The 11,559-nt window shown below is 72.5% G+C and carries 10 protein-coding genes; 8 read left to right on the top strand and 2 right to left on the bottom strand.

Translation table 11 applies throughout. From position 1 onward, the window contains the following. Window positions 1-5 precede the first annotated feature (5 nt). Window positions 6-344 carry a hypothetical protein gene (locus SM611_RS21150; RefSeq protein WP_371951590.1) on the bottom strand — a complete coding sequence of 113 codons (339 nt, stop codon included), beginning with the start codon at window positions 342-344 and terminating at the stop codon, window positions 6-8. Window positions 345-654: 310 nt separating this feature from the next. Between SM611_RS21150 and SM611_RS21145 the strand changes: the two genes are divergently transcribed. Then, window positions 655-2,739 (top strand): ATP-binding protein, encoded by a 2,085-nt coding sequence (locus SM611_RS21145; RefSeq protein WP_371951589.1) that lies wholly within the window; start codon window positions 655-657, stop codon window positions 2,737-2,739. 35 nt (window positions 2,740-2,774) lie between these two features. After that, on the top strand, window positions 2,775-3,008 hold the full coding sequence (locus SM611_RS21140; protein WP_371951588.1) for a hypothetical protein: 234 nt from the start codon (window positions 2,775-2,777) through the stop codon (window positions 3,006-3,008). Window positions 3,009-3,141: 133 nt separating this feature from the next. Here the strand turns inward: SM611_RS21140 and SM611_RS21135 are convergent, their stop codons facing one another. Continuing rightward, window positions 3,142-4,350 carry a hypothetical protein gene (locus SM611_RS21135; protein WP_371951587.1) on the bottom strand — a complete coding sequence of 403 codons (1,209 nt, stop codon included), beginning with the start codon at window positions 4,348-4,350 and terminating at the stop codon, window positions 3,142-3,144. 670 nt (window positions 4,351-5,020) lie between these two features. Here SM611_RS21135 and SM611_RS21130 point away from each other — a divergent pair. The 6 genes from SM611_RS21130 (at window position 5,021) to SM611_RS21105 (ending at window position 11,485) form a co-directional block, all read left to right on the top strand. Then, window positions 5,021-8,056: an AfsR/SARP family transcriptional regulator gene (locus SM611_RS21130; protein ID WP_371951586.1), complete on the top strand. Its 3,036-nt coding sequence runs from the start codon at window positions 5,021-5,023 to the stop codon at window positions 8,054-8,056. A gap of 105 nt (window positions 8,057-8,161) precedes the next feature. Further along, on the top strand, window positions 8,162-8,992 hold the full coding sequence (locus SM611_RS21125) for an SAM-dependent methyltransferase (protein WP_371951585.1): 831 nt from the start codon (window positions 8,162-8,164) through the stop codon (window positions 8,990-8,992). Beyond that, window positions 8,989-9,204: a hypothetical protein gene (locus SM611_RS21120; protein ID WP_371951584.1), complete on the top strand. Its 216-nt coding sequence runs from the start codon at window positions 8,989-8,991 to the stop codon at window positions 9,202-9,204. The genes SM611_RS21125 and SM611_RS21120 overlap by 4 nt, the downstream gene beginning before the upstream one ends. A 124-nt stretch (window positions 9,205-9,328) precedes the next feature. After that, window positions 9,329-10,168 (top strand): helix-turn-helix domain-containing protein, encoded by an 840-nt coding sequence (locus SM611_RS21115; protein ID WP_371951583.1) that lies wholly within the window; start codon window positions 9,329-9,331, stop codon window positions 10,166-10,168. Between the two features lie 5 nt (window positions 10,169-10,173). After that, a complete protein-coding gene (locus SM611_RS21110; RefSeq protein ID WP_371951582.1) occupies window positions 10,174-10,371 on the top strand; it encodes a DUF397 domain-containing protein in 198 nt (65 codons plus the stop codon). 349 nt (window positions 10,372-10,720) lie between these two features. Next, complete coding sequence (locus SM611_RS21105; protein ID WP_371951581.1) at window positions 10,721-11,485, top strand: ATP-binding protein; 765 nt, start codon at window positions 10,721-10,723, stop codon at window positions 11,483-11,485. Window positions 11,486-11,559: the final 74 nt, after the last annotated feature.

Below are 11,559 nucleotides of genomic sequence, written 5' to 3'. Positions count from 1 at the left end.
GAACCCTAGCCGATGTTGATGTCGCCGCCCGCGTCCCGGAGCTGGACGACGTTCGCCGCCCTGCCGCTGAAGACGTTGACGACCCCGTCGTCCGCCGCGCTCGCGTCCACGTGGGCCTGCTGCCAGATCGCCTCGAGCTCGGCGCGGAACGCGGGGTCCTCGTCCAGCAGCCGCCGCACGGCCCCTTCGAGGACCTCGGGACGCTCGCCGCCGGGCGACCCGCGGAACCGCTCCCGCACCCTCCGGACGAGTTCCGCCACGGCCGCGCGCACCGGTTCACCGGCGACCTCGACGGCTTTGCCCGCCATGGCTGTGGCGATGGCGACGGTCATGGGATCTGTCATGACGGACAGTGCATCATGCCCCGGCCATTCTTGACCACACCTTGACATTAATCACGGACGGTTGAGTTTCCAGTGGGCCTACTGAGACGGACGTGGCTCGTCAGGGCAAAGCCGATCATTCGGTTTTGCCCTGTAAGAAGACCGTATGTGGAGGCCGGGGCCGTGATCGTCTTGCCGGGCGTCGCGCGCCGGGTTATCTTGACCCGGATTCGGACGTTCCCTGCCTGTGCGGAGATACCCCTTGACCGATGGCGATGCCGAGGAATGGCGGACGCAAAGGCCGTCATTGCGAAATGAGGTCGCCGCGGACGTGTCCGGTTCGGTCGTCCAGGCGGGCATCGTGCACGGCGGCGTCCACGTGCACGCGGGGGCAGGCCGCCCGTCCGTGCCCGCCCAGCTGCCCGCGTCCCGCCCCTACTTCACCGACCGCGTCCGCGAGCTCGGCGTCCTCGTCCGGCTGAGCGACTCCGTCCGGGACGCCGCGGCGCCGCGGGTCATGGTGATCAGCGGGGTCGGCGGCGTCGGGAAGACCTCGGTGGCGCTGGCCTGGCTGCACCGCGTCGCGGACGCGTTCCCCGACGGCCAGCTCTACGCCGACCTGCGCGGATTCTCGGCCGGATCGCCCGCGGCGCCGGGCGAGTTCCTCGGCCGCTTCCTGCGGGCGCTCGGCACGCCCCCCGAGGCGGTGCCCGCCGGCACCGATGAGCAGGCCGCGCAGTACCGCACGCTCACCGCCGGCCGGAAGCTGATCATCATGCTGGACGACGCCGCGTCCGCCGCCCAGGTGCGGCCGCTGCTGCCCGGGCGCGGCCCGTCCATGGTCGTGGTGACGTCGCGGCGCCGGCTGCCCGCCCTCGCGGTCGACGGCGCCGCGTTCCTGCCCCTCGACCCGCTCGACGAGGACGGCGCCGTCCAGCTGCTCGACCGGATGCTCGGCAGCGGCCGGACGGAGGCCGAGCCGCAGGCCGTCCGGTCGCTGGCGACGCTGTGCGGGCGGCTCCCCCTCGCGCTGTGCACGTCGGCGGCGCGGCTCGCGACGCGCGGCCACTGGCGGATCGAGCGGCTCGTCGGCGAGCTGGCCGACGAGCGCAACCGGCTGGCCGGCTTCGGCGAGGAGGATCTGTCAGTGCAGGCCGTCTTCGACGTCACCTACCGCGATCTGCCGCCGTCCGCGGCCCGCCTCTACCGGCTGCTCAGCGTCCACCCGAACGGCCGGTTCGCGTTGCCCGCGGTGACCGCCCTGGAGGGCGGCGACCCCGTGCGGGACCTCGACGTCCTCGTGGACGTCAATCTGGTGGACGCCTCCCCGGACGGCACCTTCTCGTTCCACGACCTGGCGCACGTCCACGCGCGCACCGTGGCCGAGCGGAACGAGCCTGCCGAGGGGAACGAGCAGGACGGCGAGCGGGCGCGGGCGTTCCACCGGCTCATGGAGCACTACCTGCGGATGGCCGTCGCCGCCGACCGCACCATCATCCCCGACCGGTGGCACCTCGGCCGTGAGTACGACCGTCCGCCGATCGTCCCGTTCTCCGGCACGGTGGAGGCGATCGGCTGGATGGAGGGCGCGCTCCCCACCCTGCGCGACATGATCGGCGAGGCGCACCGGCGCGGCCTGCACCGGGAGACATGGGAGATGTGCGAGGCGCTCTGGGGCGTCGTGGTCGTCCGCAAGCACTACGCCGCGTGGGTCGAGACCCACGAGACCGGGCTCGCGTCGGCCACCGCGCTCGGCGACCCCCTCGCCGTCGCCCGGATGCTGGAGTCGCTGGCGTCCGCGCGGCTGAACCTCGGCGAGTTCGCCGAGGCCGAACGGCTCAGCCGGGAGGCGCTCGTCCTCGAACGGGCCGCGCGGCACGCCGACGGCGAGGCGTCGGCGCTGGAGCGGCTCGGCGTCGCTCAACTCGCCCAGGGCCGGGTCGCCCCCGCGATCGAGACGTTCACCGAGGCCCTCGACGTGAGCGGCGGCGCCACCGTCGACCCCGGTCGCGGCGTCGCGATGATGACGCGCCGGCTCGGTGAGGCGCTGCTCCGCGCCGGCCGCCCCGCCGAGGCGGCCGGGCGGCTGCGCGCGGCACGCGACTTCTTCGCGGGACGCGGCGACGACTACAACCTGGCGCGGACGCTCACCGCCCTCGCCGACGCGCTGATCGCGGACGGCGAGGACGCCGCCGCGAGCGCGGCCCTCGACGACGCCCGCGACGCCGCCGCCCGCGTCGACGCCCGGCACTCGCTGGCGACCGTCCACGCCGCGCGGGCGCGGCTCGCGGAGCGCCGGAACGACCCCGCCGCCGAGCGCGACCACCTGGAGCGGGCCGCCGCTATCTACGACGAACTGGGTTCCCACCAGGCGCGCGCCATCCGCGACCGGCTGCTGGAACTCGGCGGTACCTGAACGCCACGGACGCCAGCGTCCCGAGTCCCCGCCCGGTGACCAGCCACGAGTGCGCGACGGACGCGAGCAACAACGCCGTCCGGGGCGTCGCGGTGAGCACGACGCACTCGTTCCGGGACGCGATGGCGCAGGTGCCGTCCGGTTCGACCGCGCAGGCGACCAGCCCGTGGAACTCCACCGGACGGCGCCCGCGGTGGACGAGAACGTCCGCGATGGGCGCCCACGGATCTTCCGTGCCGTCCACCGCGAGATGCTCGTCCAGCAGTTGACCCGCCGGCGGTCCGTCATCGTCGACCGGCCGTCCGCTGAGCACCAGGCGCAGTCCGCCTCGCGGACCGGAGGCCGTCACGTACGACGCGTCCTCCGGCCCTGCGAGACGCACGCCCACGAGGCGGGCGGTGCTCATGGGGCACCGACGAGGTCGGGCAGCGGAGGCGGGTCCGTCACCGGCGGTTCGGCCGGCTCGTCGACGCGCATCAGCCGGTACATCTCCCGGCGCAGCAGGACGGCCGCCCGTCCCGGCTCCGAGGTGAGCCGGCCGCGCAGATCCTTGGCCACGGGCGCGCCGATCGCGTCCCGCACCTGCTGGAGCAGCGGTCGGTCGGGCGCCAGGTGCGGGACGCGCCGCCCCAGCAGATCGCTCAGCGACCTGGGCACGACATCGCTTGCCGGAAACGCCCCGAGCAGTAGTGGAATGCCCGCTCCCGCCGCATAGGCGGACACGGACCCGTGGTCGCCCACCACGAGGTCGGCGGCGGCCAGCGCGGCACGCCACCCCTCCTCGAACGGCAGCAGCCCCACCCCGAGCCGCAGGCAGTCGTCGAACCAGGCGCGCAGCTGCCGGAAACCGTGGAAACCCCAGGTCACCGGGTGGACGGCCAGCACGATGCGGTACCCGTCGGCGGGCAGTTCGGCGGCGAGCCGCCGCACCAGGTCGCGGTTCCGGCCGAGCAGCGCCTCCGGGCCCCAGGTGGAGGAGACGACGACCAGCTGGCGCCCGTCCACCCCGAGCGCGGCCCGGTACCGCTCGCGAAGCGGCATGCCCTGGAGCAGGCGGTCGAAGGCCAGGTCGCCGACGATCCGCGCGACGGGCAGCGCCTCGGGGCAGACGCGCGCCAGCGTCCGGCGGTGATCCCGGTGCGCGAGCCCGAGCACGGACGGGATGACCCGGCCGCCCGCGACGATCGCCTCCCGCCGCATCCCCGCGACCGGCCGCGCCGCCTCCGGCCCGGTGCCGTCCCAGCGCCGCGCGAGCTTCCCGGGCCCCATCCCGTGCTGGAGCACGAGGACCGGCGCGTGGAGGCGCTCCAGCCCGCCGTCCCCCGCCGCGACCGCCAGGTCGAACCGGGTCTGCGCCGCCTGCGCGAACGGGACCACGAGCGCCCCGGACGCCGCCAGGTGCCGCGCCGTCCCCGCCCCCACCGCCGATGCCGGCGCCACCGTGTACACCGTCTGGACCCGCCGATCACGCTCCACCAGCGGCGCCACGTCCGCGAGCCGCGTCGCCGCCGTCAGGTGGTGGACGACCATGAGCACCGTCCGCAGCCCGGAAAGCGTCGCCCCCTTCTCGCCGTCCAGCCCGAACGGCCCGATGGACCACTCGACCGTCATCACACCCTCCTTGCCCGATGGACTGACAACCACGGACAAACCTGGATGCGCCTCCTGGACGACCTCCTTGCACCAACCTGGACGCTTCCCTTGCAGCCCAGCTAGAGGCGACAGACCGTTGCGGCTGCCGATGACTGGGACCGGCCTACGCGGCCGTCAGTGTGGGTTGCGCAGAAGCGATAAGGCTGAGTTCGGGTCGAACGAGGGGATGGGGCCGGATCTGTGGTCCGGCCCCATCCCATTACCACATGAAGATGTCGCAGATGGCAGGAAGCATTGTCAAGGCAGCTATGAACATCTATCTCTTCCACTTCGTCGTGGTGTGGGTGTTCGCCTGCATCCGTCGATGCACGTGCATTTTGCGTGTGCACGGTTCGACTCGACTCGCCCCCCAAGCGGTTCGGACGCCTGCGCAAGCATAAGGGCGCTTCGCCCAGCTCGTGGCGATTTCTGGTGATCTCTCAGGTCGAACGTCGAGCAAGTTTCACCGAAAGTGACATTTCGAGACGTAAGGGCAGGTATCGCGCCAACCGGTGTCCGAATCGCGTTAATCAAACATGTGTTTGGCGTGCCGGCGGCGCGGGGTCGTATCGAGGACGCGGAAGTCTGGTAAGTGGCCATTTATCGTGAGACCTTCCGGAAGGGGAGGGGGCAGGCACGGAGGGAAAAGATGGAGGAGGTCACGCTCCTCGGTTCGGTGGAGATCACGGTGGACGGCCGGGGGGTGAAGCTCGGCTCGCCGAAGGAGCGGTGCGTGCTCGCCGTCCTCGCCGTGGAGTGCGGGCGCCCGGTCACGGCGGAGACGCTGGCCGCGCGGATCTGGGGGACCGCCGGCCGGCCGGAGCACGCCCGCGCGACGCTGACGAGCTACCTGTCCCGGCTGCGCCGCCGGCTGCGGGACACCGGCGCTGCGGTCCTGCGCCACGATCCGGCGGGGTACGTGCTGGCCGTGGACGCCGACGCGGTCGATCTGCACCGGTTCCGGCGCCTGTGCCGGCAGGCGCGCGCCATCGCCGCGAGCGGGGACGACGAGCAGGCGCGGGACCTGCTGCGCGAGGCGGAGGGCCTGTGGCGGGGGGAACCGCTGGCGGGGCTGCCCGGCGACTGGGCCCGGCACATGCGCGTGAGCCTGGAGGAGGAGTTCCGCGCGACCGTCCTGGAGCGGATCGACACGGAGACGCGGCTGGGCCTGCACGCCGAGGTGGTCGGCGAGCTGTTCCGGCTCACGGCGGCGCACCCCTTCGACGAGAAGGCCGCGGGCCTGCTCATGACCGCGCTGTACCGCTGCGACCGGTCCGCGGACGCCCTCGCCGTCTACCGCCGGGTGCGGACGCTCCTCGCGGAGGAGAACGGCACCGAGCCGGGCCCGGGGCTCCGCGAGATCCACGAGGGCATACTGCGGCGGGACGTCGGGCTCGCCGCGACGCCCCGCCGCGAGGCCGCCCCGCCCGACTCGCTGCCGCCGGACATCGACGACTTCACCGGCCGCGACCGCGAACTCGACGCCCTCACGGGCCGCGCCCACGACCGGGTCTCCGTCATCACCGGGATGGCGGGCGTGGGCAAGAGCGCGCTCGCCGTCCGGGCCGCGCGGGCGCTCGCCCACCGGTATCCGGACGTCCGGCTCTACCTGCATCTGCGCGGCCATGACCCGGAACTGCCGCCGCTGTCGCCGCACGCGGCGCTCGCCGAGCTGTTGCGGCAGCTGAACGTCCCCGCGGAGCGCGTCCCGGCCGGGCCGGCGGAGCGGGCCCTGCTGTGGCGGCGGGAGATGGAGCGGCGGCGGGCGATCGTCGTGCTGGACGACGCCACGGGCGTCCGGCAGATCTGCGCGATCCTGACGGCGCGGTCGGCGCGCTTCCTCGTCACGGCGCGGCGCCGCCTGTCCGGGCTTCCCGGCGCGGGCTATCTGCGCCTCGACGTCCTGGGCGTCGAGGCGGCGCGCGCCCTGGTCCGCGGCATGGCGGGCCACCTGCGGGACGTCGACGTCGACGCCATCGTCCGCCGGTGCGGGCGGCTGCCCGTGGCCTTGCGCGTCGCCGCGGGACGGGCCGCCGCGGGCCTGTTCCACGAGGACGACGCCGACGCCGGGACCGGCGGAGGGCCGGCGGAGGCCGCGTTCGAGCTCTCCTACCGCGCGCTCACCGATGACCAGCGGCTGGTGTTCCGCCGCCTCGGCCTGAGCCCGTGCCCGGAGACGGACGTCCGGACGGTCCCGGTGGTGAGCGGCGTACCGGCGGCGGTGGCGCGGGACGCCGTCGAGGCGCTGCTCGACCACCATCTCGTCCAGGAACCGGGTCCGGGACGGCTGCGCATGCACGACCTGGTGCGGGCGTTCGCGCGGTCGCGGGCGTTCGGCGAGGAGTCGAGCGCTGAGCGCAGGCGTGCCGTCGGGCGGCTGCTGAACCACTACCTCACCCGCGCCGACCAGGCCGACCGCGCCCTGCATCCCCACCGCCACCGCCCCGTCCCGGTCACGCGGGACGGAACGGACGAGCCCGACGCGCGGGCGTGGCTGGAGGCGGAATGGCGCAACGGCCTGGTCCTCGCCCGGCACGCCTTCGCGCACGAGTGGCGGCAGCACGGCGTCCTGCTCGTGCGGTCGTTCTCCGCGTTCCTGGAGGCGCAGGGCCATTACGAGCACGCGGCCGAGGCCCAGGAGGAGGCGCTCCAGGCCGTGCGCGAGTTCGGGGACGGCGATACCACGGCCCTGGCCCTCCGGGAGTTGAGCCAGACGAAGGCGCGCACGGGCCATCACACGGAGGCGCTGGAACTGGCGGAAGAGGCACTCGGGCTGACCCGCGCGTCGGGTGACGCGCGCGGCTCGGCCGAGGCGCTGGACCGCATGGGCATCTACCTCTGGCACACCGCCCGGTTCCGGGAGGCGCTCGCGCACCACCGGGAGGCGCAGGCGCTGTACCGGCGCATCGGCGACGGGCGGGGCGAGGCGGAGGCGCTCGGGCACGCCGGAATCGACCTGTGGCATCTCGGCCGCTACGAGGAGGCCGCGGCCCACCTGCGCGCCGCGCTGGACGGATACCTGCTGGCGGGGGACGAGCGCGGAGCCGCGATGGCGCACAACAACCTCGGCGAGATCCAGCGTCGGCGCGGCTACCATCGCGACGCCGTCCGGCACTACCAGGAGGCGGGCCGGGTGTTCGGCGGGATCGGGGAGTACCCCGCGATCCTCCGGAACAACGTCGGGAACGTCCACCAGTACAAGGGGAACTACGGTGAGGCGCTGCGCTGCCACCGGGAGGCGATCGCGGTGTTCCGGGCGGCGGGCGACCGGCGGAACGTCGCGGACGCGCTCAACAGCCTCGGCGTCACCTACCTGCTGATCGACCGTCCGGCGGAGGCGCTGGTGCACCACCAGAACGCCGAGCGGATCGCGCGGGAGATAGAGGACCCTTACCAGCGCGTCCGGGCGGTGCAGGGGATCGCGGACGCGCACCGGGCGACCGGGTGCCGTACCGCCGCGCTCGACCATCACCGGCAGGCGCTCGCCATCGCGCGGAGCATCGGCGACCCGTACCACGAGGGGAAGGCGCACGAGGGGATCGCCGCCACGCTTCTGCAGCTCCGCGGTCCGGACGCGGCGCGGATCCACTGGCGGCAGGCGCTCGACCTGTTCGAGCGGCTCGACGTCCCGGAGGCGCGGTCGGTCGCGATCCAATTGCAGATGATGGACGGTGTGTCCGCCTGATCGGGCCCGTCGCGCGCCGGACCGTTCCCGGCGGGAACATCGCCTCGGGTGTGAGGTTGCCTCATAATTCGTGCATCACAAGTTGCGGCGATGGAGGCGAAAACGGTGAGCGACATCGAGCAGGCTCCCCCCGGGGTGGACAGCACGGTCCCCAGCCCGGCTCGCATGTACGACTACATCCTCGGCGGAAAGGCCAACTTCGAGGTCGACCGCGAGGCCGTGAAGACGGTCCGCGCCCACATGCCCGACCTGGAGGACGCCGCGTGGGCGAACCGCGGGTTCCTGCAGCGTTCGGTGGCGTGGCTGGCCGATCAGGGCATCCGGCAGTTCATCGACATCGGCGCCGGCCTGCCGACGGGCAACAACACCCACGACGCGGTGCAGAAGGTCGCGCCCGACGCGCGGGTCCTGTACGTCGACAACGATCCCCTGGTCGAGATCCACGCGAAGGCCCTGCTGGAGGGCGTGGAAGGGACGGCGTTCATCACCGCCGACTTCCGTGACCCCGAAGGTCTGCTCGGGCACGAGGAGACCCAGGCGATGATCGACTTCACGCGGCCGGTGGCGCTGCTGATGGTCACCGTGACCCATTTCGTGTCGGACGAGGACGACCCGTGGGGGCTCGTCCAGCGGTACGTCTCCCGGGTCGCGCCGGGCAGCTACGTCGCCCTGTCCGCGATCAGCAGCGACCGGCAGGTCAGCGAGGAGCTCGGCCAGGTCACGGCGGTGTACGCCAGGTCGTCGTCCGGCGGCGCCTACCCCCGCCCCCGCGCGGACATCGAGCGGTTCTTCACCGGGCTGGAGATCGTCCCGCCCTACCCGGGCGCGCCGGCGGAAGTGTGCCATCTGGGGGTGTGGGGTGCCGAAGACCCTGACGAGGCGGACAGTGATGGCTCGCGGCTGGGATATGCCGCTGTTGCGAGGAAGCCAGAATGACGAAGCCGACGGTGGCGGAGCTGGGCATCGACCCGGACACCCTCGACTGGAAGCGCTCGGAGACCGGCGAGGGTGGCATCGAAGTCGCTTTTGTCAGGGAATGGACGCTTTTGCGCACGTCCGGGGACCTGATCTCCGTGTTCGACGAGCACGAATGGGTCTGCTTCCTGGACGGCGCGAAGAAGGGCGAGTTCGACCGGGCCGCGTCATAGGGGGCCTGATGAACGCCCTGCCCGAGGGAAGTCGTGATGCGCTTCCTGATTCGGCCAAATCTGTGATTCACAAATTCGGAAGGCGTATGCTGATGCCGGCCGTATGTCAAGGGAGGTGGCGTCGATGAGCGAGGCGTACGGCGCCACCATTGCCAAACGGGGGCTGGCGCGCCGCCTGCGAGAGCTGCGCGTCGGGACGGGATACACGGCCAACCAGGTCTGCGACCGGCTGAACTGGGGACGGGGCAAGGTCGGCCGGTTCGAGGCCAACAACTGGGTTCGCCCTGAGCTCAGTGACATCCGCGACCTGGCGCGCATCTACGCGGGCAGCGACCTCGAGGAGCTCGAGGAACTCGCGACGCGCGCCCGGCAGCGGGCCTGGTGGCGTGACTACCCGGACGTGTTCCACAACGAGTTCCCCGGTTACGAGGGGGACGCGTCGAGCATCCGGGTGGTCATGCCGCTGGTGCTGCCGGGGCTCCTGCAGACACTGCCGTACATGCAGGCGCTGCTGTCGACCGGGCAGCAGTCGCCGGAGTGGCGGGAGCAGGCGCTGCGGGCCCGGCTGCGGCGGCAGCAGATCCTCGAACGCGACGACCGCGCGCCGCACCTCTCCGCGCTGATCACCGAGGCGTCCCTGATGTACGAGTGGGGCGACCCCGGCGACCGCCGCGCCCAGCTGCGCCACCTGCTGACCATGTCCGGGCGGCCGAACGTCGAACTGCGGCTGCTGCGCCTGTCGGACGGCCTGCACCCGGGCATGTCGACGCTGGTCAACATCTTCGAGTTCCCCGGCGGCGAGCCCTGCATGGTCTTCCTGGAGAACGACGCCGACATCCAGGAGATCGACGATCCCGGCAAAGTGGAGGCGTATGGCGAGATCTTCGAAGAGATCCGCGCGGCGGCGCTGAGCGCCGCCGACACCGCGGCCCACCTGGAGTCACTCATCGCGAAGCTGGAGTAAGACGTATGGACCTCTCTCAGGCACGGTGGTTCAAGGCCACCGCGAGCGCGAGCAGCAACGGGGGATGTGTCGAGGTCGCCGACCTCGGGACGGCCACCGGGCTGCGCGACAGCAGGACGCCGGAGGCCGGGGCGCACGTGGTGCCCCGCCCGGTCTTCGCCGCGTTCCTCGAAGACGTGCGGGCCGGCAGGTACGACCGCTGACTGATCGGGCCGCACACAGGATCCCCCAGGGCTGCACCCCTGGGGGATCTTTCATGTGTGCGGCCCTCTCTCAGGCGCCGTCCACGCTACAGCGGCGCGCGCCGGACGTCCCGCGTCCGCCGGTACCTGTTTCTCGCACCGTGTGTGGACGTGCTTTGGGCGCTTTCGGGGGTATTTGGGGACCGTCTCGACTCCCCGCGCAGGATCCTTGCGATGTGCTGCCCCGAAGGGCCAGAAATGTGCGAAGCTAGGAACTGTGATTCACACATAGCGAGTCGCGAACCATGGAGGTTCAGGTCGCGAATGTCTGATTCGCGATCGTCTCCGTAAACCCCCGAGGGTGGGCGTCATGACGAAGGCCGCAGCGACGTGCGGGATTCCATGGAGGCTGGAGAACGGCGGCTGCGCGGCCTTGCCCCTTCCGGCCGACGACTCCATCGCGCGGGTGGCGCGCGCGCACGTGACCGGGCTGCTTCCCGCCCTCGGGCTCTCCGGCCAGGACTTCGACGACATCATCCTCATGGTCAGCGAGCTGGCCACCAACGTCCTGCAGCACGCGCTGCCCGGCACCGGCGACTCCGCCGGCCACGGCGCCGAACTGTGGGTGTACCAGCGCACGGACGGCCGGGGCCGCGACGAGCTGGTCGTCAAGGCGTTCGACACGCTCCGTGGGTGGCGGCCGCAGGCGCCGGCCGGTCCGATGTTCGAACACGGCCGCGGGCTGGAGATCATCGAGCTGCTGACCAAGGGGCGGTGGGGGCACCATCCGTCCCGCTCCCGGCTGCGGTCGCCGTCCGTCCGGGGGAAGGCGACCTGGTTCGCGCTGCCGCTCCCGCGCACCGCGCGCCGGCACCGGCACTCTTGGCGGATGGACGAGCCGCACGCGACGAAGGACCTGCACGGGCTGCTCGTCCAGCGCGGCATCGAGGACCTCACGCCGATGGACGAGCTCGGCGTCCCCGTCCTCTCCGGCCGCGGCGATCTCACGGTGTGGTGCGAGTCGGCGACGTTCCGCTGGTGCGCCCGGACCGGCGAGTCCGGCAAGCTGCCGATCACGGACATCACCGAGGTGTGCGAGCAGCTCGTCCACCTGTGGGAGTCGATGGACGACTGAGGCCGGTTCCGGCCACATGAACGGCCGCCGCATGGCCCGGGGTGGGGGCGGGCCATGCGGCGGCGGGGACGGCG

Source organism: Actinomadura monticuli, assembly GCF_041463655.1.
In the GTDB taxonomy this organism is placed as follows: domain Bacteria; phylum Actinomycetota; class Actinomycetes; order Streptosporangiales; family Streptosporangiaceae; genus Spirillospora; species Spirillospora monticuli.
The sequence above is the reverse complement of the archived record's forward strand: the minus strand, read 5'-3'. Positions and strand labels throughout refer to the sequence as shown.

What these genes read in the sequence shown, in the direction of transcription:
- SM611_RS21115 (WP_371951583.1), top strand. Translation starts at nt 9,329, where the DNA reads ATGAGCGAGGCGTACGGCGCCACCATTGCCAAACGGGGGCTGGCGCGC.
- SM611_RS21105 (WP_371951581.1), top strand. Translation starts at nt 10,721, where the DNA reads ATGACGAAGGCCGCAGCGACGTGCGGGATTCCATGGAGGCTGGAGAAC.
- SM611_RS21135 (WP_371951587.1), bottom strand. Translation starts at nt 4,350, where the DNA reads ATGACGGTCGAGTGGTCCATCGGGCCGTTCGGGCTGGACGGCGAGAAG.
- SM611_RS21150 (WP_371951590.1), bottom strand. Translation starts at nt 344, where the DNA reads ATGACAGATCCCATGACCGTCGCCATCGCCACAGCCATGGCGGGCAAA.
- SM611_RS21130 (WP_371951586.1), top strand. Translation starts at nt 5,021, where the DNA reads ATGGAGGAGGTCACGCTCCTCGGTTCGGTGGAGATCACGGTGGACGGC.
- SM611_RS21120 (WP_371951584.1), top strand. Translation starts at nt 8,989, where the DNA reads ATGACGAAGCCGACGGTGGCGGAGCTGGGCATCGACCCGGACACCCTC.
- SM611_RS21110 (WP_371951582.1), top strand. Translation starts at nt 10,174, where the DNA reads ATGGACCTCTCTCAGGCACGGTGGTTCAAGGCCACCGCGAGCGCGAGC.